Below are 26,238 nucleotides of genomic sequence, written 5' to 3'. Positions count from 1 at the left end.
TTTCTGCGAAAGTACGGTTTTTATGGATAAAAAAAAAGAATTGCCCGTCATTTATAATGACAGGCAATTCCTAATATTTAAAATAGAGTGGTAATTCTCTTATTTAATGATGCTCATGAAATCTGCATTTGTGAAGTATTTTGCAAATTCCAGATCAGTAGCTGCTTTCTTAGCTAATGAAGAATCTTTAGCAACTGCGCTCTTCAAGCTGCTTGTTACCATAGAAGAATTGTTAGTTCTAGCACCTAAAACTGCCATCAGGTAGTCAGTGTAAGCATCCGGTCTTGTTACGTTAGCCAATGTATTTTTAGCTTTGTTGTAGTCCTTAGCAAGGATTTGAGCCAAAGCAGCACTGTTAGTCTTAGAGTCACCGAATGAGTTAACTGCTCTTTCATATTGACCTTGAGCGATGTACAGGTTACCCATAGATTCGCCAAGTTCTTTTGTTCCGGCAGCTTTACCGAAGTATGCTTCTGCAGCTGTTTTGTCACCCTTCATCAAAGAGATCAAACCTAAGTTCATGTTAACTTCAGGAGTAGCATTAACGCTGGCAGCTTTCTTGAAGTAAGATTCAGCTTTGTCAATGTTACCAGCCTGGTAAGCTAATTTACCCAAGTTGTTGTAACCACGGTAATCGTTCGGGAATTGTTTGGTAGCTTGAGTATAGATAGCTTCTTGTTTAGCAGGATCGCTAGTCAGTGTAGCAGCATACAGCAATTCTTCTACATTCAGTTCAGAAGGATTAGAAGAAGCCAGTTTAGTGATTTCTTCGTCAGACTTACCGATGATTTCATAGTTCAAAGTCAAACGAGAACGACGCAACTGAGGAAGAATAGTGTTAGCCAATTCTTTGTATACAGCAGAGATGTTTTTGATTTCGCTTTCTCTTTGAGCAGGATCTTGGTACATTGCAATAACGCGGAGGATCAACTCTTTGTCTTGGATGTTAGATTTAGAAACTAATTCTTGGAAACCTTCCCAGTCCTGTGCAGTATATTTAGCATCGATCGGAGCGTCGATTTTTGCTTTCTTCAGGTCTTTGCTCAACAGCTTAGTTGTGTTGTCTTCGCGGTTTTCAGCAAGAGTTGTATTCAAGCTTACACCACCATCAGGAGAAGCGTATGCAGAAACTTCGATGTTGCTGATCTTCTTGTTAGCAGCTTCGTTTACGTTAGCTACTTCTTTGTTGAATTCCTTAGCAGTCTTCAATTCGCTGGAACGAATGTTAGCCTGTTGGATCAAGAACATGATGTTAGCATCGTGTTTTTCTTTAATGATACGTTGGAAAGCGTCTTCGCCCAATGCAGGGTTAGCGTTACCTAATGTATTGTTTACTAATTCAGAAGTAGAAATTACACCATCAGCAATTTTCACAGCAGGAATAGTAACTACTTTCTTACCGATAGTAGCTTTGAATTCCAGGTACAATTCAGACTTAGCCATTTCCGGAACATAGTCGAAAGAAGTTTTCATAGTGTAGCTACCGCCCATCTTGTAAGAGATAGACTGGTCGTTACCTTCCACTTTTTCACCTTGGAAAGTAGCTGGTTGGCCTTTAGCTTCGCCGCCATTCCATTTCAAAACCGGAGTAACTTCTACAACCGCTTTCTTGTTGAAATACTTTTCAGGAAATTTACCATTGATGGTCGCAGGAACTTTACCACCTACTGCCTCCAGCACTTGCGGAGTAACAGTGAAGTAATCAGCTGATAATTCACCCATTTTTTTGCTGCAAGAAGAGAATAATGCAACAACCATTGCCATGAGTAAAGGCAAGTACAACTTCTTAGTCATTTTAGGTATAAATTAAATGTTTGTAATTGAAATATCGTCTATTTGTCAACCTCCTTCTGCTCGCACAGAAAAAGTAACGCAAAGATATTAATTCTTAATATAAATATATAGATAAGGGGCTGATTTTATCATAATTTAATGAAATAACTCCTCTTTTTCTTTCCGGTACTTGATATTTCGCGGGTGATGCTCAATAATCTCACTACGAAGCATGTTGCGGTCGATATGTGTATAGATTTCCGTTGTCGCAATAGATTCATGTCCGAGCATGCATTGAATAGCTCGCAAATTGGCTCCACCTTCCAGTAAATGAGTGGCGAAGGAATGCCGGAAAGTGTGCGGACTGATGTTTTTGGTAATACCTGCTTTTTCCGCTAATTCTTTTATCATGTGAAAGATCATAATCCGGGAAAGTCCTTTGCCTCTCCGTTGGCTGACGAAAACGAAATCCTCATGCCCTTTTTTAACTTCAATTTGATTGCGGTCTGGTATGTAAAGTTTTATTTCATTAATGGCTCGCGGAGAGATGGGGACGAGGCGCTGTTTGCTTCCTTTTCCTTCTACTTTGATAAAACCTTCATCAAAATAAAGGTCGGACAGCTTGAGAGTGACAAGCTCCGATACGCGAAGTCCGCAACTGTATAATGTCTCTAAAATAGCTCTGTTTCGCTGTCCTTCGGTTTTGCTGCGGTCAACGGCAGAGATGATCCGGTCAATTTCCTCCACAGTCAGTACTTCAGGAAGTTTAAAGCCTATTTTAGGTCCTTCTAACAACTCACTGGGGTCTGCTTCCAAGTAGTCTTCAATGATGAGAAAACGGAAGAATGATTTGATTCCTGATAAGATGCGGGCCTGTGAACGAGGGTGAATGCCAATGTCGTGTAATCCGGCTGCAAAATGTTGAAGATCAGATAAACATACGTCTAATATATCTATCTTTTCCTGCTCTAAAAAGTTTATCAGTTTGTCCAAATCCGTAAGATAGGCATCCAGCGTATTAGGAGATAAAGACTTTTCCAGTTTGAGATACTGCTGATACTTCCTGATTATCACGTCTTGTTGTTCCTTCTTCCTCTTTTTTTCGTTGATTTCCATTTCTTTTTTCTACCTTTGCACCTTGAAATATTGTTCTTTGGATACAAAGGTATATAAAAAACAGGATTGCGCGATGAAGATACAAATTATTAATGGCCCGAATATTAATCTGTTGGGTAAGCGTGAACCTTCCATTTACGGAAGCGTTACATTTGAAGATTACTTGGCTGATCTTCGCAAAAGATACGTTGACGTGGAGATCGACTATTTTCAATCGAATATTGAGGGTGAAATGATAGACTGCATACAGCAGGTGGGATTTGATGTGGATGGCATTATTCTGAATGCAGGTGCGTATACACATACTTCCATAGCCTTGCAGGATGCTATTCGCTCTGTGACGTCTCCGGTGATTGAGGTACATATTTCCAATGTGCATAGTCGGGAGTCTTTCCGACACGTATCGATGATTGCTTGTGCCTGCAAGGGAGTGATTTGTGGCTTTGGGTTGAATTCGTACCGTTTGGCCTTGGAAGCTTTGTTAGATAGATAATAAATAAGGTAATATAATATATAATAGGTAGAAAGACTATGTTATTGAAACAGACTAAAATTGTGGCTTCCATCTCGGATAGACGTTGCGATGTGGATTTTATAAAACAGTTGTTTGAAGCTGGGATGAATGTGGTGCGTATGAATACAGCGCACGCTAGCCGTGAAGGTTTTGAAGCTTTGATTGCAAATGTGCGTGCTGTGTCCAACCGTATTGCGATCTTGATGGATACAAAAGGTCCGGAAGTTCGTACGACGGCTAATGCAGAACCAATTCCATATAAGACAGGTGATAAAGTAAAGATTGTAGGTAATCCGGATTTGGAGACAACCCGTGAATGTATTGCTGTTTCATACCCGAACTTTGTGTCCGATCTGAATATCGGTGGTACGATCCTGATTGATGATGGTGATCTGGAACTGGAAGTTATTGATAAGACTAACGATTATTTGTTGTGTGAAGTCAAGAACGATGCTACTTTGGGAAGCCGTAAGAGCGTAAATGTTCCGGGTGTTCGCATTAATCTTCCTTCATTAACGGAAAAAGACCGTAACAATATCCTTTACGCTATTGAAAAGGATATTGATTTTATCGCTCATTCTTTTGTACGCAATCGTCAGGATGTGCTTGATATTCGTGAAATTCTGGATGCTCATAATAGTGATATCAAGATTATTGCTAAGATTGAGAATCAGGAAGGGGTAGATAATATCGATGAAATTCTGGAAGTGGCAGATGGTGTAATGGTGGCCCGTGGTGACTTGGGTATCGAAGTGCCTCAGGAACGTATTCCGGGGATCCAGCGTGTACTGATTCGCAAATGTATTTTGGCAAAGAAGCCGGTAATCGTTGCTACTCAGATGCTCCATACGATGATAAATAACCCTCGTCCGACTCGTGCGGAAGTGACTGATATTGCTAATGCAATCTACTATCGTACAGATGCATTGATGTTGAGTGGGGAAACTGCTTATGGTAAGTATCCGGTAGAGGCTGTGAGAACAATGACTAAGATTGCTGCCCAGGCTGAAAAAGATAAATTGGAGGAAAATGATATCCGTATTCCATTGGATGAGAATAGTAATGATGTTACGGCATTCCTTGCTAAACAGGCAGTGAAAGCTACCTCTAAACTAAAAATACGTGCCATTATTACTGATAGCTATAGCGGACGCACTGCCCGTAACCTGGCAGCTTTCCGTGGAAAGTATCCGGTGTTGGCTATCTGTTATAAAGAAAAGACGATGCGTCATTTGGCTTTGTCTTATGGTGTGGAAGCTATCTATATGCCGGAATTGGCTAACGGACAGCAATATTACTTTGCGGCATTGCGCCGTCTGTTGAAAGAAGGCCGTTTGCAGCCTTCCGATATGGTAGGTTATTTAAGTAGTGGTAAGGCAGGAACAAAGACCTCATTCCTCGAAATCAATGTAGTGGAAGATGCTTTGAAGCATGCAGAGGAGACTGTATTACCTAACAACAACCGTTATCTTTAATTTTTAAAGAGGTAAGTTTTATGCAGGAAACCGAATCGATAGATGAATATATTTTGCAGCATATTGATCCCGAGAGCGATTACTTGAAATCGCTCTATCGGGATACGCATGTAAAGCTCCTTCGTCCTCGTATGGCTTCCGGGCATTTGCAGGGACGGATGCTGAAGATGTTTGTAGCAATGATTCAGCCTCGTCAGATATTGGAAATCGGAACGTATAGCGGCTACTCCGCCCTTTGTTTGGCGGAAGGTCTGCCGGAAGGTGGACTGTTGCATACGTTTGAGATCAATGATGAACAAGAGGACTTTACCCGTCCATGGTTGGAAAAATCACCATTTGCCGATAAAATTCGTTTTTATATCGGTGATGCTTTAGAACTTGTTCCGCGTTTAGGTGTTACCTTTGATATGGCTTTTATTGATGGTGATAAGCGTAAGTACATTGAATATTACGAGATGACGTTAGCGCATCTATCTGCAGGCGGATATATCATTGCTGATAATACTTTGTGGGACGGTCATGTTCTCGAACAGCCTCGCAACACGGATGCACAGACGATTGGTATTAAAGCCTTCAATGATTTGGTAGCGGAAGATGTGCGAGTGGAAAAAGTGATATTGCCTTTACGTGACGGATTAACGATCATAAGGAAGAAAATAGTAAGTAGTAAATCGTAAAATAGTAAATAACTTTATGGAAACAACCAGACAGAATAAGATATCTCGCCTATTGCAAAAAGAACTAAGTGAGATATTCCTGCTTCAAACAAAGTCCATGCCGGGTACACTGGTCTCTGTTAGCGCAGTTCGCATTAGTCCTGATATGAGTATTGCCCGTGTCTACCTCAGTGTTTTCCCTTCAGAGAAAGCAGAAGAGATGGTGAAGAATATCAATAACAATATGAAATCCATTCGTTATGAGCTTGGAACTCGTGTACGTCACCAATTGCGTATCATTCCTGAACTGAAATTCTTCGTGGATGATTCATTGGATTATATTGAGAAAATAGATTCATTGCTGAAGTGAAATAACTCATTGCAGAGGTGAACTTTCCTTTTTATATAGCCAGGCGTTATCTTTTTTCAAAGAAAAAGCATAATGCTATTAATATCATATCCGGCATTTCCGTATGTGGGGTGGCTCTTGCTACACTTGCTTTGGTTTGCACTCTTTCTGTTTTTAATGGTTTTCAGGATATGGTGGCCAGCTTTTTTACGGCTTTTGATCCGCAGTTGAAAATTACGGTCCGTGAAGGAAAGGTTTTTGATGCACAAGATGAACGGATTCGTGCCGTTTGTGCGCTTCCTGAAGTGGAGGTGTTTACAGAGACGCTCGAAGAGAATGCAATGGTGCAATACAAGGACCGTCAGGCTATGGTTGTACTAAAAGGGGTGGAGGATAATTTTGAAGAACTGACAGCCATAGACAGCATACTTTATGGCGCGGGAGAATTTGTTCTTCATGATTCGATCGTGAATTATGGCGTCATGGGAGTGGAATTGGTTGCGACCTTGGGAACTGGTTTGGAGTTTGTCGATCCTCTTCAGGTATATCTTCCCAAGCGAAATGCCAAAGTGAACATGGCAAATCCCGGCGCTTCTTTTAACCGTGATTATCTGTATTCTCCAGGTGTCGTATTTGTGGTGAATCAGCAAGAATATGATGGAAAATATATTCTGACTTCTCTTGATTTTCTTCGTCAGCTTCTGGATTATACCACAGAAGTCTCTGCGATGGAATTGAAATTGAAACCTAATGTAAATACTTCATCTGTACAATCCAAAATTGAAAATATATTAGGCGATGATTTTGTAGTTCAAAACCGTTATCAGCAGCAGGCGGATGTTTTCCGTATTATGGAGATAGAGAAATTAATTTCTTATTTGTTCCTCACTTTTATTTTAATGATAGCCTGTTTCAATGTAATTGGTTCCCTTTCTATGCTAATTCTGGATAAGAAGGATGATGTGGTGACTTTGCGAAGTCTTGGAGCTAGCGATAAACTTATTTCCCGGATATTCCTTTTTGAAGGTCGTTTAATTTCTCTTTTCGGTGCTATTTCTGGTATTGTTTTAGGATTAATCCTATGTTTTATCCAACAGAAATTCGGCATAATTTCATTGGGAGGCGGTGGTGGTACTTTTGTTGTAGATGCTTATCCTGTCAGTGTTCATGTATGGGATGTAGTACTAATCTTTGTGACAGTCTTAGCTGTCGGTTTCCTTTCTGTATGGTATCCAGTGCGTTATTTAAGTAAAAGGCTTTTGTAGTATTTGTTGTATAAAATTTTCTATAATTGATAACTTTTAATTCGTCTTTTATTTTTATATTTCCTAATATACCATTATATTTGGCTCAATTTTGTTAATTAAGAATAATCTGTAAAACACTTCCGTGAAACCTGAAAGTAACGACATAGACAGAATAGTAAACGGTGATGAAACGGCTTTTTGCCGTTTTATGGAGCATTATTCTTCGCGTTTATATCATTATGTATATGCTTTGATTGGCCAAAAGGAACCAGCTGAAGAAATTGTGAGTGATGTTTTTTATGAAGTTTGGAAAAATAGAAAAACTTTGGCTGATATAGAAAATATGAATGCTTGGATACAGACTATAACTTATAGAAAAGCTATTTCTTATTTGAGGAAAGGAACGGCTAAAACAGATTTGTTGCTTGATGATATAGGGGATTTTATATTTGATCCAATTCAATCACCAGATGAGGAGATGATTAGTAAAGAGGAAATGGAGAAAATAAACGATGCTATTCAACAACTACCACCTAAATGTAAACATGTTTTTTTTCTGGCAAAAATAGAAGGCTTACCTTATAAAGATATTGCGGCGTTATTAGATATATCTGTGAAGACTATAAATAATCATATAGCTTTTGCATTGGAAGAAATTGCTAAAAAACTAAATATCCACTTTCGAAAATAATCTTTTTATTTCTTCTCTATTTCTCTGTATATCATTTGCTAATCCAAAAAAGACTTTGTTTTTAAGTGCTTTTTGGGGAGGAAATGAAAAAAAGTTCATTTTAACTAGGAGATTCTTTTTTAAATTGCGTCTTTAATTATAGAACAACACTAAAAAGATTATGAACTTGAAAGAATACTTTCGCCTTGCAAATTTATTTGGTAAATTGAATTCTCAGGAGGAACTTGAGGATGATTTTACTACTATACCTGAAGGTGAGAAGTTGAGATTCTTTTGGGAAAGCTGCAAACAAGAGAAAATTGATGCTTCTTCCATAATAGAAAGAACGTGCATAAGAATGCGAAAAGACGCAATGAAGCGCAGACGGAACTATTTCTTGATAACTTCTGCTTCTATTGCTGCTTCAGTTTTGATTTGTATATCAACCATTTATTTTCTGAATCAAACAACAACTGCTGATGTTGATTTGCAGGCTATTGCAACAGAGATGGATAGTCAGACTGTTGATGAGGTAACTCTTATAACTGCTAAAGAACAATTAAATTTAGATGAAGATGCCTTTATCAAATATTCAAAAGAAGGGAAAGTTGCAGTCAATTCTCAAATAATCAAAGAGGAAGAGGAAAAAGTTAAGGATGAACAGGAATATAATCAATTGCTTGTTCCGCCGGGTAAGAGAGCACGAATCGAATTATCGGATGGTACCCACCTGATTGTAAATTCTCAATCAAAAGTAATTTATCCTCGTCGTTTCAAAGGTGATATTCGTAAAATATATGCTCAGGGAGAGGTGTTTTTAGAGGTTGCTCATGATAAAAAACATCCTTTTGTTGTTGAATCTGAAGACTTTAGCTTGCGAGTGTTAGGCACCAAATTTAATATTTCCAATTATAAAGGAGGAACAACTAATATCGTGCTAGTAGAAGGTGCTGTGGAAGTAACTGATAAAAATGAGAGAAAGGCACAGCTGACTCCTAATGACTTGTTGAATATAGCTAATGGTACAATAACTTCTCAAAAGAAAGTAGATGTAGCAGAATATATAAGTTGGGTAGATGGTATTATGCTATTGAATGGAAATGATTTGTCTCAAATTATTCAAAGATTGAGTATTTATTATGGTCTGTCTATTCAATGTGATCCTCTTGTTGGTAAAGAGAAGGTCTACGGAAAACTTGACTTGAAAGATGATATAGATGAAGTGATTGAATGTATTCAACAAACACTTCCATTTAAAGTAGAAAAGAGTAGTACTAGTATATACTTGAATAAATAATATTTTTTTAATTAATCTTTTAAATACGCTTGCCTATGAGAAACAAATGAATATTATGACGCACAAAAAAAAATCGGATAAATATTGGCGTATTTATCCGATATTAATTCCTTAGTTAAATCAATAAATCCAAAATTGTTAACCTAAAAAGAAATTTTTATGGTAAAGAAAACTATTTTTTTACATCTAAAGAAAAGGCTTAAGCTTTTTTGCATAATAAATGTCTTTTTTATGATTCCAACATCTTCATTCGGAGTAAGCTTTATTAGTTGGAACTCTGAAGAAGATTTATTCTCAGTCCAATATGAGAATACTACAGTTAAAGATATCTTAGATTATATCGAAAAACACAGTAAATATATTTTTATATATTCAGAAGTTGTTCAGAAGAATCTGAATAATAAAGTCTCCATTTCAGTTTCCAATAAGAAAATAGATGCTATACTCAATGAGTTGTTTTCAAAGACAGGACTAAATTATAAAATGTCGGGAAGACAGATTACAATTTCAGTGCCAGAACAAGCTCCTGCGATAAAGCAGGTTAAAGGTTTTAAGGTTGTAGGTAACGTTACTGATGAGAAGGGTGAACCCTTAATTGGTGTTTCAATTTTCATGAAAACAGATTCTACGGTAAATGCGATAACAGATATGAATGGTGCATATAGTATTGCTGTGCCGGATAAATATGCTGAACTTTCTTTCCGTTATATAGGCTTTGTGCCGAAGAACGAAAAGGTCGATAATCGTAGGGTGTTGAATGTAATAATGGTAGAAGATGTCGGTCAGTTGGACGAAGTTGTTGTTGTAGCTTACGGTGCGCAGAAGAAAGAATCTGTAGTCGGTTCTATTACGACTATTGAGCCTGCAAAGTTGAATGTTTCTACTTCACGATCATTGAGTAATAATTTGGCTGGTACAGTGACTGGTGTAATTGGTGTACAACGTTCTGGAGAACCGGGATACGATAACTCTTCATTCTGGATTCGTGGTATCAGTACCTTTCAGGATGTAGGTAAGGACCCGTTGGTGCTGGTAGATGGCATCGAACGTAGTTTGGATAACATTGACGTGGAGGAAATCGAATCTTTCTCCGTATTGAAAGATGCAGCTGCCAGCGCAGTGTACGGTGTACGTGGTGCCAATGGCGTAATTTTGATTAATACTAAGCGCGGACATGTAGGTAAACCTCGTGTGGTGGTGAAGTCGGAGTTTGCATTCACACAGCCGATAAAGCTACCTAATTATATTGGTGCTGCCGATTATATGCAGTTGCTGGATGATGTACTAGTGGATACCGGACAGTCTCCGATGTATGCCGATCGGATTGCCAAAACCCGTGCAGGATATGATCCTGACTTGTACCCGGACGTTAATTGGATTGACGCTATTTCTAGAGATCACGCTGCCAACCAGCGTGTTACAGTAGACGTATCCGGTGGTTCGGAGAATTTACGCTATTCGTTTGTGGCCGCAGTTTATAACGAACGTGGTATTCTGACACGTGACAAGAGTCTGGACTGGGACCCTACTATCAAGCTACAACGTTACAACGTACGTTCCAATGTAGATTTGAAACTTTCTCCCACTACTCAAGTTCGTTTTAACATCGGTGGTTATCTTCAGGACCGTAATTCCTCGCCTGAAAGTACAGATCAAATTTTCAGTCGGGCGTTCCGTTTTACTCCGTTTATGTTCCCCACTCGCTATTCATCTGGTGAAATTCCTGCATGGCAAGAAGAAGGTAATCCTTGGGCAATGGCTACTCAGAGAGGCTTCGCACGTTCTAGTGCTAGTAAAATTGAGACACTGTTTTCTTTAGAGCAGGATTTGAAGTTTTTAACTCCTGGCTTGAAACTGAGAGGAACATTCTCGTTCGATCGTTATTCTACAGGTAAAGTGACTCGCTCTAAAACTATAGAATATTGGAATGCCGCTAGCGGTAGAAATGAAGAGGGAGAATTGATTCTAGCCCTAAAACAACAAGGAAGTAACTTCTTGGGTACCTCTACATCGGCAGAGTATGGTAACAAGAGTATCTATATGGAAGCAAGCTTAAATTACGATCGTACATTTGTCAATAAGCATGCGGTTTCGGCTATGTTGTTGTTTAATCGCCGTCATTATGATGATGGGGCTGCATTGCCTTATCGCAATCAGGGGTTGGCAGGACGTACTTCCTATACGTATAATGGTAGGTATGTAGCCGAATTCAATTTTGGATATAACGGTACTGAAAATTTTGCCAAAGGAAAACGCTACGGATTCTTCCCCTCAGCTGCTGTTGGTTGGATTGTTTCAGAAGAATCATTTATGCAACCGCTTCGCAATACGATATCTAAATTGAAGTTACGTGCTTCTTACGGTCAGGTAGGTAACGCTAATCTGCAAGGGCGTCGTTTTGCTTACATTTCCACAATTCTTGATCAATGGGATGATGTTCCTTATTTGTACCGTTGGGGATTGGATGGGGATTACGGACGCAATGGTATGGTAGAAGGCGATTTCGGAATTCCTGATTTAACTTGGGAAATTGTGAACAAGGCTAACGTTGGTTTGGAATTGGGATTGTTTAATGGTATGGTAGATTTGCAGGTCGATTTGTTTGATGAGCGCCGTAATAACATTCTTGTAGAGTTGAATTCAATTCCTGCTACATCAGGTTTTTATAGAAAACCGTGGAGTAATCGTGGTAAGGTGAAAAATCAAGGAGCGGAAGTGACGCTGAACTTCAACAAGCAAATTGGCAAAGATTTCTTCCTCGGTTTGATGGGAAGTTTCACTTATGCTCACAATGAAATTATTGATAAAGACGAACCTTTGGGTACAATCGGAACGACACGTGCTGAAACTGGTCATCCGGTGGGACAGCTCTTTGGGTATGTACACGACCGTCTGTTTACGGAAGATGATTTTACTACCAATGCTGCGGGAGAACAGGTGCTAAAAGAGGGTATCCCTACACAGACCTTTACGGCAAAAGTCCGTCCGGGCGATATTAAGTATGTGGATTTGGATCAGAACGGAGTTATCGACACTTATGACCAAATGGCTATCGGAGGTACTGAAAATCCGGAAATTGTTTATGGATTCGGAGTGAATTTACGTTGGAAAGATCTTGATTTTGGAGCTATGTTTCAAGGTATCGGACGTACTTGGCGTATTCTTTCTTCGAATATTATGCCAGCATCCAATAAGGGATCTATGTATAATATCTTTGACAACTATCAGGATCGTTGGACAGTGGATAACCAAAGTCAGGATGTATTTTATCCGCGTGCCGATTACGGGCCGAATGCCAATAATAGTCAGAAATCTACCTGGTGGCTGCGTAATATGAGTTTCCTGCGCCTGAAAAATGTGGAATTGGGATATTCTTGTCCGAAGAAATGGTTACAGGGATTTGTGATTTCCAATGCTCGTGTTTTCGTGCGTGGAACGAATTTGCTGACTTTTTCCAAGTTTGATTTGTGGGATCCGGAGCTCGCAACCGGTGACGGTGCTAAATATCCAGCCATGAAATCTGTGTCGGTAGGTTTTGATATTACTTTCTAAAATTAATATGATATGAAAAATAGAATTATTGCATATATTTTATTGGGTGTTTTGGGGATATTACCTTTAGCGTCCTGTTCTGATTATTTGGATAAGCAACCGGACGATCAACTGACGTTGGAGAATGTATTTGCTAATAAAACTAATTTGGAACGTTGGTTATCCTATCTCTACATTGTAATGCCTGAATTTTATATTTACGACGGACCGGATGCTATTGGTGATGAATTGGCTCCTTCTACAGGATGGGAATCACAGGGTTTTAAGGCAATTCAGTATCAGAATGGAAACTGGACACCTATTAATCCGGGTGTGGTGACTTATTGGTCAACGTACCCACAGGCTATTCGTCAGGCGTATACTCTCATTAAATATGCACATCCTTTGCCTGATGTATCTGAAAAGGAAATTAATTACATGAAGGCAGAGTGCCGTTTCTTTATCGCTTACTATCACGCTATGATGGCGATGACCTATGGTGGAGTGCCTATTATCCGTGAGGCAGCAGAAGAGATATCCGGTGAATCTTTGTTGTTGAAGCAAGAGCCTTTTTATGATGTGGTGGACTGGGCTGCCAATGAGTTATTGGAAGCTTCCCGCCAGTTGCCTGCTTCTTATGATGAAGCCAATAAATACGGTCGTATCACCTCGTTGATTTGCCTGGCTATTCGTGCCCGCCTGCTGACGTTTGCCGCCAGCGATTTGGTGAATGGTAATCCTGATCCGGAAATGCAAGCGATGACCAATGTGGATGGTGTGAAAATCTTTAGTGCAACTCCCGAATCGAATCATTGGAAAAGGGCGAAAGATGCTAATAAATTGCTGATAGAAGAGGCAGAGAAAGCAGGGCACACTCTATATAAAGAATATCTGTCTGATGGGGTCACCATAGATCCGTTTCTTTCGTATCAGAACATGATGATGAAAACTTACAAAGAAGGCAATACGGAAATTATCTTTCCGCGTACCAAAGATAACGCAGGTTGGTTTGATGATTGTGCTCTTCCTCGTGGTGCTGGTGGTTTAGGTTCGCTAGGTGTTACTCAGTTACTGGTGGATGACTTTTTTATGAAGGATGGTAAAATGCCTATTTTAGGATACAACAATAGTGGCAATACACAAACAGCTGTCATTAATGCAGAAACTGAATACAGTGAAACTGGTTACTCTACCGAAGATGATGTACGTGCCACCAACTGGCATTATGCTGTGGCAGGTGCCAGCGCTAGTGGTGATTCTCATGTGGTTGCCCCGAAGAATACATTTAATATGTACTGCAATCGTGAACCTCGTTTTTATATATCGGTAGTCTACAACGAACAATACCATTGGGGAAAAGGGAAAGCGACAAATTTTTTCTTTAATGGGGAAGACGGACAGCCGTCACATGATAATCCGTCGGCTGGTTATTTGATTCGTAAGCACGTGGACCCAACTTTTGTTCACTCAACAAATACGGGTACTTATAAGTCACGCCAGGGAATCCTTTACCGCCTCGCCGAGGCTTATTTGAGTTATGCGGAATCAGCACTCGAGTATAGTATTGCCAAAGGTACTTACAATTCGGAGAAAGAAGATATTGTAAAATACGTCAACAAGATTCGTGAAAGGGCCGGTATTCCTCAGTATGGGACATCTGGTCTTGGAATTCCTGCCGACGAGGAGGAGATGCGGAAACTGATTCGTCGCGAGAGAAGAGTTGAGATGAATTGTGAGGGAGGTTTGCGTTGGTTCGATTTACGTCGTTGGAAAGAGGCGGAGAATGTGCTGAATGGCAACTTCTATGGTATGAATATGTTGGCAGAAAAGGACAATAGAGATGACTTTTATAAACGGGTATCTTATCAGACTCGTAAGTTTATCAGCTATTGGTGGCCAATACCCCAAGATGAGATAGACAAGAATCCGAATCTAAAACAGATGCCGGGCTGGATGAATTGATTAACACTATAAAATCAATAAGAAATATGAGAAACAAATTATTTTATAAATATCTGTCATTGGTAGTACTGTTTATCCTTGGCGGATGTAAGGAGGAGAAGGAAGCAGACTTGACGTGGCTCATCAACCCTGGTGAGAAAATGGAACTGACTGTTTCGGCTACGGATATAGAACTGGACAGAGACAAGCCGAATAATGTGGCACTGAGTTTTGAGTGGACGCCTGCTCGTGAGATGCCCGAAGAATATGTTCTCTCTTATGTGACCAAGATAGATATCGAAGGACATGAGTTTGAGAGTTGTGTGCGTGTTGATGAGGACTATGGGGTGTTCAATAAGAGTTATACCACTGAAGAACTGCAAATGTTGCTGGTGGATAAGTGGGGGCAGAATTACTCCAAAGTAGTGCCTGTGCAGTTCCGTGTCATTGCAAAGTGGGAGGGTGGTCCTCGTTATGCAATGCCCGAAGTGCGTACTGTTACTGTAAATGTACGTCCTTATCGTCCGTTGGTGTGGGAAGCTGATCGTATTGTTCTCTCCGGTACTTCTACCGACAATGACAAGTTGGTAATGAGTAAGACAGTAGAGAATGAATTCCAGTATGCATTTGTACAAGATTTGGTACAAGGTGAGATAGGGATCACTTTAGAAACTGAGCAAGGTGATACTTATATTCAGTTGGCAGAAGGTGTTGATAATTGGGTAGACGGTGAAGAGGTAGATGTTGTATTGGGAGATGAGCCTGCGATGTTGAACTTGCCTAAGGATGGAGAATATCGTGTAATATTGAATACAGAAACCCGGAAACTGAAAATCTACTCACCGGATAAGAAGCTGGAACCATATAAGGCGCACTTTGTGGATAAACTGGATGGATGGCATGATGTGGAGGTTACTAATCTTTGGGCATATGGTGACATTACTATGTGGGGTAATGACCTAAAGGGCGGCGGCTTCAAACCGAGTTTGGCCGATCCGCAACTGCTTGTCGGCAAGATTTCATGGACTTCTGCCTGGGGAGGCGGTTCGGATAAAAAAGAAAACGGTAAGTTCGTTCTTGATGTCCCGCATTTCGAAGGCGGTTACCCCGGTGGTCCTCATTTCTCATGGTGTCTTGTTCCTGTAATTCCTGATGATATACTTGCATTGGATCAGAGTGATAGCCGATGGAAATACAAGCAAGAACTGAAGCTGAACACTTGGACACCTATCCATGCGGAAAGTGAGGCCCGTGAGCAGTATCGTGAGGCTATGTTCACATGGTATATGAGACCATTGCTGACTATCGTCGACTTAAGAAATATGCGAATATACATGAGCGAATATTAAAGTCATTTATTGAAGAGGGTGTGCTTGCCCTGTTTTTAGGGCGGCATATCCTCCTTTTTAAAGAATAACTATATGAGAATGAACTGTAAACGAATAATGATGCCTTTGGGCGTGTTGCTTTTCGGGGCTATGGTAGCAATTGCTTGCTCGAATAGCGAAAGTGAGACGGAAAATACTGGTGATGGAGATTTGCTTGCTGAGAATGTCACGGTGCGGATTAACCCTAATAAGACACGTGTTCTTCGGAATCCTTTGAATGGCTGGGTGCTGTATTTGGCTCGTGAGAAAAACGAGACATTTTGGGAAGAAAGAGGCTACGACCATATGTATGTGCCCGATTTGGCAAAATACGTGAAGGTCTCTGATTACGCCTCCTCCTGCTACTTGCGTACGAATTGGAAGACACTGGAACCCCAAAAGGGAAAATATGCCTGGGACGATCCTAACTCTGATATCTCACGCATCATTAAAAGTGTACATGATAGGGGGTTACGTATTGCTTTTCGTGTACTGGTAGATGGACGTGACCAGACGCAGAACACACCAGAATTTGTGTTCGACGATGGTTGCAAATGGTATAATAACGAAAATAATAAGTGTCCGTATCCTGATGATAAAGTATTTCAGAAACACTATGAAGATTTTGTCGAAGCTTTTGGAAGCCAATATGATGACCCCGATAAGGTGGACTTTATTGATGGTTACGGATTGGGTAAATGGGGAGAGTCGCATGCTATGGTTTATGCCAACAATGAGAACAAGTTTCCGGTAATGGAATGGATTACTGCATTGTATGCACGTTGTTTCACGAAAGTGCCCTTGGTGATTAACTATCATCGTATGCTGGGGGATACCTACCAGGATTCATGGCAAGAGACAGTGCCGCCTGATGCAGAACCGTTACTGAATATAGCCATCAATAACGGATACATCCTGCGTCACGACGCTTTTGGAATGAGCGGTTATTACAAGGATTGGGAGAAAAGCATTGCTCGAAAATGGAGATATAAGCTTCCTATTATAATGGAAGGTGGATGGGTTACCGACACGCATCGTTATTGGTATTTTGATGATGCCTATCGTTATCGGGAAGGTCATCCTGAAGATGTCCGCAAAGGAGAGTTTGAAGATTCCATGCTGGAATGTGTCAATACGATGGACTTCCGTTTGGGAGAAACAGAATCATGGTTTGAAAAAGCTTTCTCTTATGTGCAGCGCTTTATAGCGGAAGGGGGATATCGCCTCTATCCGGATATGGTTTCTTTGCCTGTCTCGGTAAATGGTGGTCAGGATGTCACTATTGTTCATCGCTGGCGCAACATGGGCTGGGGATATTGTCCTACTAATATCAAGGCTTGGAATCAGAAGTATAAAGTGGCTTTTGCATTGCTGAATGATAATAATGAAGTGAAAAAGATATTTGTGGACGAGCAAAGCGACTTGTCTACTTGGCTGAAGGAAGCTCCGACCACCTATACTACCAAATTGAGTATGAAAGGCGTTTCCGTAGGTGCTTATTCATGGGCTGTAGGTCTGGTAGACGTAACCAAGGACAATGAGATCGGACTTGAAATGGCAGTGAATCAGGATGATAATCTGTTGAATTCCGGCTGGTTGAAGTTGAAGACCATTACGGTGAATTAAGTAAAACATGTAGAAGAAAAGTATGATGAAAGGTAAAATGAAAGTTGGATTTCTTGTATCTATATTTCTTGGCTCGATGGCGCTTCAAGCCGCCAATTTGGGTGATGGGAAGCCTGCCAGTGCTTTGAAAGAAAACTTAGCGAGGGATAACAAGATCATAAGAATAGAACCTGATAGGCAACGCCTGTTGCGCAATCCGCAGACCGGATGGGTGCTCTATGCTACCCCCGGTGTGAAAGAAGACTTCTGGGAGAAGTGCGACCATATGCAGGTGCCCGGTGTGGGAACGGTAAAGGTGTCCGATTATGCCCATACCCTTTATATCCGTACCAGTTGGAAGAAATTGAATCCTAAAGAGAATGTTTACGGATGGAATACGGATCCCATGTTGAAAATGTTGATTGAGGGAGCACGTGCAAGAAATATGCGTCTTGCTTTCCGGGTAGTTGTAGACAGTCGTGACAAAGGTTACGATTTTACTCCCGATTTCGTACGGAAAGCCGGTACAAAGGGTTTTGTGTGGAGAGGAAGATGGTCACCTTATCCCGATGATCCTATCTTCCAGAAATATTATGAAAAGTTTGTCTGGGCACTGGCTAAAGATTTCGGCAATCCGGAGGAAGTAGACTTCATTGATGGAACGGGTTTAGGTAAATGGGGCGAATATCACACTACACTTTATTCTACGGGAGATGAAATGCCCCGGAAACCTGTACTCGACTGGTTGTCGGATCTGTATCTGAAAGCATTCAAGAATGTTCCGGTTGTCATCAATTACCACCGCTTTGTAGGTGCCGGTAAGGACTGGGATGATAACAAGTATGACCTTGACAGTGAGTTTCTGCTTGATGATGTAGTTGAAAAAGGATATTCTTTGCGTCATGACGCTTTCGGTATGGGGTTGTATTATGGTGAATGGGAACGTGACTTTGCCAAGAAATATTTTGGTGTTCGCCCCATACTAATGGAAGGCGGATGGATTACAGGCAAAATCCACAGTTTTTGGGTTGACCCCCGCAATTATCGGAAAGGACACCCTGAAGATGTGCGTCAGGGAGAATTTGATGATAGTAAAGAGGCGCGTGTCAATATGATGGACTTCCGTGTAGGTGAAACGGAATCATGGTTTCACAATACATTCCCGCTTGTGCAGCAGTTTATTTCGGAAGGTGGTTATCGCCTCTATCCGGATATGATTTCCGTACCTACAGATGTAGTGAAGAATCAGAAACTTCGGATTATACATCGCTGGAACAACCTTGGCTGGGGATATTGCCCTACCAATATCCCGCAGTGGAACCAGAAATATAAAGTGGCTTTTGCACTGATGGACAGTCAAAACAGAGTGCAGAAAGTGTTTGTTGACAAACAGACAGACCTGTCTAAATGGATGCAGGGCATTCCTGCGGTATACACTTTTGACTTGTGTCTCAAGGGGGTAGTCCCAGGAAACTATTATTGGGCAGTGGGACTTGTCGATACGACCAAGGATAATACGATTGGCTTGGAAATGGCTGTGCCGGAAAACTTATTAAGTGCCGGGTGGGCTAAGTTGCAAGAAGTTACCGTGAGGTAATTCATCCGTATAGTCAATCTTACATCTTTAATTTTTAAGAAGTCAATGGAAGAAAGTTACACTTTCTATAAGTGTATCTTTTCTTCGGCTTCTTCAGTTCAAACACAATAACAACGAATGATATCATGAAGAAACTAATGACTATTCTGTTATTGGTTATACCTCACTATATATGTTACTGATCTATTTAATGAGGCACATGAGCACTTGTCCGTCCCGCGTGCCTTAAAGAAATACTAATAACTTAATGAACCATGAAAAGACTATTTGCAACTTTGGTTGTTGCCTCTACTATATATTCGCTCTACGCACGGGAGACTTGTTATAGCGAGTTGAAGGGAGATACATTAGCGATTGGAAATGAGTGTATCGAACGAAAATTTATTTGGAATGACGGTAATCTTATCACCTATAGTTTGAGCGATAAGGTAAACCGGAAAACAACTTTTACAGTAAAGCAAGCACCGGACTTTTTTATTTCCAGGGATATCCGGAAAGTTTCCAACGGGGCTTATTGTGTAGAAAAGGTTGCTGCGACCGATATTCATCCGGCTTACTTGAAGACGACAGTAACATTTTCTTTGGGAGGATTGGATATACAAAGGATTTATCGCATATATGACGGTTGTCCGGCTATAGCATGCGACACTTATCTGCGAGGGACTGTTAACAGTCTTTTGGGCGGACGGGAAGAAAATGCGGCTGACCGGAAAAACATTGAGTTCGTTGAAGACATGAAATCCAAATCCGTTACGGCTATTCTCGACCAATTGTATCTCAAAGGACAGCACTGGCATGCTAAAGCTGTTGAGTTTTGGGATGTGACGGACTGGAATAATAATCTGTTGGCTGAAAGAGATATTATTGCTTATCGTAAGAATAATTACCGTGGAAATTTGCTTTTTGTGCGAAACGGAGAAGACGGTAACGGCTTTTTCTTTCTGAAGGAATCTCCTTGTTCGAGTGTTCAGTTGGCCTATAAAAACGTTGATTTTATAGCAGAATTTGGAAAGTTCATGGTTACAGGACTAGGAATTACCGAAAAGGATATTCAGAAAGAGGAATGGACAAAAACATACAGTTGTGTTACAGGGGTATATGGTGAAGGTGAATTGCAGGCACTGACAGCTCTTCGCAATTATCAGAAGAATATTCGCCGTCACTTTCGGGATCGTGATGAAATGATTATGATGAATACTTGGGGAGACCGTAGTCAGGATACTAAAGTCAATGAGGCGTTTTGTCTGCAAGAGTTAGAGCGTGCAGCTAAATTGGGAATCACTCATTTTCAGATAGATGATGGATGGCAGGTGGGCAAAAGTCCGAACTCTGCGGTGGCCAAAGGTTCCTTTAATAATATTTGGGATAACAAGGACTATTGGAAACCAGACCCTGTGAAGTATCCTCACGGGCTGGTTCCTATCGTAAAGAAAGGAAAAAAACTAGGTATTGAGATTGGCTTGTGGTTTAACCCAAGTGTGCAGAATGACTTTGCTGATTGGGAGAAAGATGCTGAAACATTGATAGGTTTGTATCATGAATATGGTATTCGTATTTTTAAGATTGACGGATTGACTATTCCTACCAAAAAGGCAGAGATTAATCTCCGCAACCTGTTCGATAAAGTCTTGGCACAAACCGATAATAAAGTCATGTTCAATCTGGATGTAACGGCCAGTCGGCGGGGAGGTTATCATATGTTCAATGAATATGGAAATATCTTTTTGGAGAACCGTTATACGGATTGGCAGAATTACTATCCTTACTGGACGCTTCGTAATCTGTGGATGCTGTCTAAATATGTTCCGGCAGAGAAACTTCAAATTGAGTTTTTGAACAACTGGAGAAATATCAAAAAATACGGAGATGATCCATTTGCTCCTGGTCGATATTCTTTCGAATATTTGTTTGCAACCACTATGGCAGGGCAACCATTGGCTTGGTTTGAGGCTTCAAACTTGCCGGAAGAAGCATTGGGCATTAAAGATTTAATCGAGAAGTACAAAACTGTGCAATATGATTTCCATCAAGGAACCATTTTGCCAATTGGCGATGAACCTTCAGGTCGATCTTGGACTGGATTTCAATCTATTTGTCAGCCAAAGAATGGTTATCTTCTTATTTACAGGGAAAATAATGACCGGGAGGAGACATGGATAGAAACCTGGTTGCCTGAAGGTGCTGAAGTGGTATGCACTCCGGTGTTGGGGAATGGGAAGAGGATAGCAACTACTGTGGATAGGAAAGGAGCCATCAAAGTCTCTCTACCAGAGAGTAATGACTTTATGATGTATCGGTATGAGATAAGATAGTTATCCTGTTCGCTGTATCTATAGATCTAGCGTATTGGGCATATATATTCAACACGTTGGATCTATATATCCAACACGCTGGGCATATAGATCCAATAAGTCGGGTACAAATAGCTAATAGCTACGAAAATAAATGTTAACTTCATAAACAGATAAATTAATGCAAATCAGTAAAAAGACAATCGTATGTATGTTGCTATTTATTCTTTTTGCAGGGAATATGGTAGCTCAAAATTTGATGACTAATGTATATGGCCGGGATATTCGTTCCTTAAATGGTAAATGGAATGCCATCATTGATTTATATGACCAGGGGCGGGGAATGAAGGTATATAGGAATCAAAGGCCTAAGGGTGCCACTGATTTCTATGAATATTCTTTTAAAGGAGGATTGCGGTTGAATGTTCCCGGAGATTGGAATTCACAAATGCCGGAACTTAAATACTACGAAGGAACCGTGTGGTATGCACGCCATTTTGATGCTAAACGGTTGGTGGATAAGCGTCAGTTCCTTTATTTTGGAGCTGTCAGCTATCGTTGCCGCGTTTATCTGAATGGAACGGAAATCGGTAGTCATGAAGGGGGATTTACACCTTTTCAGATAGAAGTGACAGACCTGCTGAATGAAGGCGATAATTTCATTGTGGTTGAGGTGAATAATCGTCGTACAAAAGATGCCATTCCCGCCATGTCATTTGACTGGTGGAACTATGGTGGTGTCACACGTGATGTATTATTGGTTACTACTCCACAAACATATCTGGAAGATTATTTCATCCAATTGGATAAGGAATCTCCCAATCAGATTATTGCTAAAGTACATCTTTCAGATAAGAAGCCGGGTGAGAAGATTACCATTGCTATTCCAGAACTGAAAACAAGCATTGATATGCAGACTGATGCAGAAGGAAAGGCAGAAGGAAAGTTCAACGTGAAGAAGTTACAACGTTGGTCACCGGAGAATCCCAAACTCTATGAAGTAATAATTTCCTCTGCTGGTGATTGTGTAAAAGAGCAGATCGGTTTTCGCAATATCACGGTGAAAGGAACAGATATTTATTTGAATGGTAAGCCGGCATTCATGTGCAGCATTTCTTTTCATGAAGAAATCCCCCAACGTATGGGACGTGCATTTTCCGAAGCTGATGCAGCTATGCTGCTTGATGAGGCGAAAGCACTTGGTGTGAATATGATCCGTCTTGCACACTACCCGCAGAATGAATACACGGTTCGGTTGGCCGAAAAAATGGGTTTTATCCTCTGGCAAGAAATACCTATTTGGCAAGGAATTGATTTTATTGATAATAATACTCGCAAGAAAGCTCAAAGGATGCTGACGGAAATGATTAAACGCGATCAGAACAGGTGTGCTGTCGGATATTGGGGGATTGCAAATGAGACACAGCCATCTAAAGAAAGGAATGAATTCCTTACCTCACTTTTGGAGACAGGTAAGAAATTGGATACAACCCGTTTGTATGTAGCAGCTTTCGACTTGGTGCGCTTTAACCGTGAAAAAAAATGTTTCGTGATGGAAGATTCATTTACTTCACAGTTGGATGTTGTGGCAGTCAATAAATATATGGGTTGGTATCATCCTTGGCCAATTGAGCCGGAAAATGCTGCCTGGAAAGTGATACCGGACAAACCGCTGATTATATCCGAATTTGGTGGCGAAGCATTATACGGGCAGTCGGGAGATGAGAATGTGGCAAGTTCATGGAGTGAAGAATATCAGGCCCGGCTTTATAGAGACAACATCCGTATGTTTGATAATATACCAAATCTTCGAGGCGTATCACCCTGGATTTTATTTGATTTCCGCTCTCCGTTCCGTTTCCATCCGACCAATCAGGATGGTTGGAATCGGAAAGGCTTAATCTCGGATCAGGGGATGCGCAAGAAAGCGTGGTACTTGATGAAGGATTATTATAAAACAAAAGCTGGTGAGTAGAAAACTAGTTATGATGTCGGCTGGTAACTAGTCGTGTTATCAGGTACTGGCTATCATATTGCTCACCAACATTTGGAAAAAGACCATTAATAGATATTTATATGAGAAACAAGTTGATAGAATTAGCTTTTATTGCATTTGCGATGGTAGTTCAATTATTACCGATGAAGGCGCAGACGCAAGAGATAGACTTATCCGGTAAGTGGGGATTTCAGACAGATGTGATGGATTTCCGGCGTGGCTCGCTGGATGTTCGTTATATGCATCGTTTGCAAGAATCAATTGTATTGCCGGGGATCACGGATGATTATAAGATAGGTTACAAATCTCCTTATCGCCATATCGATCGTTTGACACGTGTGTATGAGTATATGGGGCCGGCTTGGTATCAACGTGAAATCATTATTCCGGAAGAATGGAAAGGGAAACGTATTTTCATGTACTTTGAACGGACACATTGGTTAAGTTCCATTTATGTAGACACGAAGGAAGTTAGTAAGATTGATTATGTCAGTGTACCTCACAATCATGAATTGACGGATTTTGTGAAACCGGGTAAGGCGCACCTTTTTACAGTATGTATTGATAATCGTTATCAGTACGATACGCACAAATGGGATCATGCCCATTCCGAATTTACGCAAATTAACTGGAATGGCATACTGGGTGAAATGAAGTTGATGGCTATAGACCCTGTATATATTGAAGATATGCAGTTATATCCGAATGTAGCAGACTGTTCGGTGAAAGTAAAAATGAAGATATTGAATCATACTCATAAACCGGTTACCGGGAAAGCTACTTTTACAATCTCCGGCAATCAGTATGATTTGAATAAAGAGATGGCAGTCAGTGGTAATGATTCTGTTTTTTATGTGGAAGATGTGATTGCATTAGGGAAAAATATTCAGTTGTGGGATGAATTTACCCCCAATCTTTATACCTTGCAGTGCAAGTTGGCTACGACTGCCGATAATGAAAACTATCAGCATTGTAAATCCACCATTTTTGGTATGCGTGAGATAGCGGTGGATAAAGATAAAATTTATCTCAACGGTCACCGGATACATTTACGCGGTACGGTAGAGAACGCTGTATTTCCTAAAACTGGGTATGCCCCGGTAGATGATGCTTCCTGGGAACGTGTATTGACTATTTTGAAGGACTATGGAATGAACCACATGCGTTTTCATTCCTGGTGTCCGCCTGCGGCTGCCTTCAGGGTAGCTGATAAATTGGGAGTTTACCTGGAAGTAGAAATGCCGATGTGGGGAAAAGATGCTGAACCGGATGAGGCCCGTTACAATTTCTTTCGTCGTGAGCAGAAAGCCATACTGAAGGAGTATGGCAATCACCCTTCTTTTGTACTTTATTGTAATGGTAATGAGATTACCGGAAACTTTGACTTTATTGAGGAACTTACTCATTATGGACGGACAAATGACAGCCGCAGATTATACAGCGGTTCGACAGCCCGTACCCGCGTCAAGTCCGACCAATTCTATATTACTCATCAGACAACTAAAGGGCATATGGCTATTTATGAAGGAAGACCATATACTGATTGGGACAAAAATAAAGAATTAGGTATTGATGTACCTGTGATTTCCCATGAGTCGGGACAACGTTGCATCTATCCTAATTTTAAAGAAATACCTAATTTTACAGGTCCTGTGCAGGCGCGTAATTTTGAAGTGTATCGTGACTCGTTGGAGGCACATGGGATGCTGGATCAGGCTGATGATTTCTATCAGGTTTCCGGTGCGCAAACCGTACTTGAATATAAAGATGTGATTGAAGCCCAGCTACGTACCTGGTTGAAGTCAGGTTTCCAACTTTTGTCAATTAATGATTTTACAGGGCAGGGGTATGCTCCTGTTGGTATTCTCGATCCTTTCTGGAATTCCAAAGGATTAATTACGCCAGAGAAATTCAGGGAATTCTGTGCGCCGACTGTTGCTTTGCTACGTTTTCCGCAACGTTCGTATTACAATGACGAAGTGTTCACGGGAAAAGCGGAAATCTATAATTATAGCCTTTCTACTCTAAAAAATGCCAAGTTTAAATGGTGGGTGACAGATAAAGATGGAAAAGTATTGAAAAGCGGAAAACTAAAGACACAGAATATCGGTAATAATGGTGTTTTTCCTGCAGGAGAATTTCGTTATGCACTAAATGGCATCGCTGCTCCTCAAAAGTTGACTGTCCATTTGTCAGTTAATCATACAATAAATAATAGCTGGGACATTTGGGTATATCCTCGCCGGGACCTGAAAGAATTGATGCAATCTACAGCAGATGTTCTCTATACAACGGTTTTTGATGCTAAGGCTAAACGGTTCCTTGAAGAAGGGAAGAAAGTTGTTTTATGTCCGATGCCGGCCAAAGTGAAAGGGCGTAGTTCTAATTTTCATAATCATTTCTGGAATCCTATCATGTTCAAGTGGAAACCGATGACATTGGGTTGTCTGATTCATACAGACAAGGGCATGTTTGATGATTTCGTCACGGAAAAACATCTCGATTGGCAGTGGTGGGATATCCTGGCACATGCTAAAGTAATTGAGATGGACGAGGCACCACGCCAGTTACGTCCGTTTATTCAAGTGATAGATAGTTATGAGACCAACCACAAATTGGGAATTGGTTTTGAGGCTAAAGTAGGAAACGGAAAGCTAGTGGTATTGGCGTTAGATACGAAGAAAGAAATGGAGAAACGTCCCGCTACTCAACAGCTGTTGGTTAGTATCGATCGTTATGTAAAGAGTGATCGCTTCAGCCCGCAGGTGAAGGTAGAGGAATCATTTATAGAATCATTCTTAAGAAAATAGAGA

17 protein-coding genes are annotated in these 26,238 nt (G+C 40.7%); 15 read left to right on the top strand and 2 right to left on the bottom strand.

Annotated elements, in window-relative coordinates; genetic code table 11:
* Positions 1–99: 99 nt before the first annotated feature.
* Both I2I13_RS09760 and xerD read right to left on the bottom strand, forming a co-directional pair.
* Positions 100–1,794, bottom strand: coding sequence for a tetratricopeptide repeat protein (locus I2I13_RS09760; RefSeq protein WP_167511802.1), 1,695 nt, complete (start codon positions 1,792–1,794; stop codon positions 100–102).
* A 135-nt stretch (positions 1,795–1,929) separates the two neighbouring features.
* On the bottom strand, positions 1,930–2,889 hold the full coding sequence (xerD, locus tag I2I13_RS09755; RefSeq protein WP_148365626.1) for a site-specific tyrosine recombinase XerD: 960 nt from the start codon (positions 2,887–2,889) through the stop codon (positions 1,930–1,932).
* Between the two features lie 73 nt (positions 2,890–2,962).
* Here xerD and aroQ point away from each other — a divergent pair, with 73 nt between their 5' ends.
* From aroQ to I2I13_RS09680, 15 genes are all read left to right on the top strand, one after another.
* Complete coding sequence (gene aroQ / locus I2I13_RS09750) at positions 2,963–3,382, top strand: type II 3-dehydroquinate dehydratase (protein WP_004311171.1); 420 nt, start codon at positions 2,963–2,965, stop codon at positions 3,380–3,382.
* Positions 3,383–3,420: 38 nt separating this feature from the next.
* Positions 3,421–4,878, top strand: a complete 1,458-nt coding sequence (gene pyk / locus I2I13_RS09745; RefSeq protein ID WP_074558043.1) for a pyruvate kinase — start codon at positions 3,421–3,423, stop codon at positions 4,876–4,878.
* Positions 4,879–4,898: 20 nt separating this feature from the next.
* Positions 4,899–5,555, top strand: a complete 657-nt coding sequence (locus I2I13_RS09740; RefSeq protein WP_074558041.1) for an O-methyltransferase — start codon at positions 4,899–4,901, stop codon at positions 5,553–5,555.
* Positions 5,556–5,571: 16 nt separating this feature from the next.
* Entirely contained in the window at positions 5,572–5,904 is a 333-nt protein-coding gene (gene rbfA / locus I2I13_RS09735) for a 30S ribosome-binding factor RbfA (RefSeq protein ID WP_004296522.1), read from the top strand.
* Between the two features lie 17 nt (positions 5,905–5,921).
* On the top strand, positions 5,922–7,148 hold the full coding sequence (locus I2I13_RS09730; RefSeq protein ID WP_195649360.1) for an FtsX-like permease family protein: 1,227 nt from the start codon (positions 5,922–5,924) through the stop codon (positions 7,146–7,148).
* Between the two features lie 124 nt (positions 7,149–7,272).
* Positions 7,273–7,821, top strand: coding sequence for an RNA polymerase sigma factor (locus I2I13_RS09725; protein ID WP_195649359.1), 549 nt, complete (start codon positions 7,273–7,275; stop codon positions 7,819–7,821).
* A 160-nt stretch (positions 7,822–7,981) separates the two neighbouring features.
* Positions 7,982–9,097, top strand: coding sequence for a FecR family protein (locus tag I2I13_RS09720; protein WP_195649358.1), 1,116 nt, complete (start codon positions 7,982–7,984; stop codon positions 9,095–9,097).
* Between the two features lie 159 nt (positions 9,098–9,256).
* Complete coding sequence (locus tag I2I13_RS09715; RefSeq protein WP_195649357.1) at positions 9,257–12,649, top strand: TonB-dependent receptor; 3,393 nt, start codon at positions 9,257–9,259, stop codon at positions 12,647–12,649.
* A gap of 12 nt (positions 12,650–12,661) precedes the next feature.
* Positions 12,662–14,590: a RagB/SusD family nutrient uptake outer membrane protein gene (locus tag I2I13_RS09710; RefSeq protein ID WP_195649356.1), complete on the top strand. Its 1,929-nt coding sequence runs from the start codon at positions 12,662–12,664 to the stop codon at positions 14,588–14,590.
* A 26-nt stretch (positions 14,591–14,616) separates the two neighbouring features.
* The gene (locus tag I2I13_RS09705) at positions 14,617–15,918 is read left to right on the top strand and encodes a SusE domain-containing protein (protein WP_229128607.1); all 1,302 of its coding nucleotides are present in this window, start codon (positions 14,617–14,619) and stop codon (positions 15,916–15,918) included.
* A 72-nt stretch (positions 15,919–15,990) separates the two neighbouring features.
* Entirely contained in the window at positions 15,991–17,562 is a 1,572-nt protein-coding gene (locus tag I2I13_RS09700) for a DUF4832 domain-containing protein (RefSeq protein ID WP_195649355.1), read from the top strand.
* Between the two features lie 22 nt (positions 17,563–17,584).
* Positions 17,585–19,138, top strand: a complete 1,554-nt coding sequence (locus I2I13_RS09695) for a DUF4832 domain-containing protein (protein WP_229128606.1) — start codon at positions 17,585–17,587, stop codon at positions 19,136–19,138.
* A gap of 254 nt (positions 19,139–19,392) precedes the next feature.
* On the top strand, positions 19,393–21,450 hold the full coding sequence (locus tag I2I13_RS09690; RefSeq protein ID WP_195649354.1) for an alpha-galactosidase: 2,058 nt from the start codon (positions 19,393–19,395) through the stop codon (positions 21,448–21,450).
* Between the two features lie 160 nt (positions 21,451–21,610).
* Positions 21,611–23,404 (top strand): glycoside hydrolase family 2 protein, encoded by a 1,794-nt coding sequence (locus I2I13_RS09685; RefSeq protein WP_195649353.1) that lies wholly within the window; start codon positions 21,611–21,613, stop codon positions 23,402–23,404.
* Between the two features lie 101 nt (positions 23,405–23,505).
* Entirely contained in the window at positions 23,506–26,235 is a 2,730-nt protein-coding gene (locus I2I13_RS09680; protein ID WP_195649352.1) for a sugar-binding domain-containing protein, read from the top strand.
* Positions 26,236–26,238 lie beyond the last annotated feature (3 nt).

It is taken from the genome of Bacteroides sp. D55t1_190419_B8 (assembly GCF_015558905.1).
GTDB lineage: Bacteria > Bacteroidota > Bacteroidia > Bacteroidales > Bacteroidaceae > Bacteroides > Bacteroides vicugnae.
This window is presented reverse-complemented; position numbering and strand designations above follow the sequence as displayed.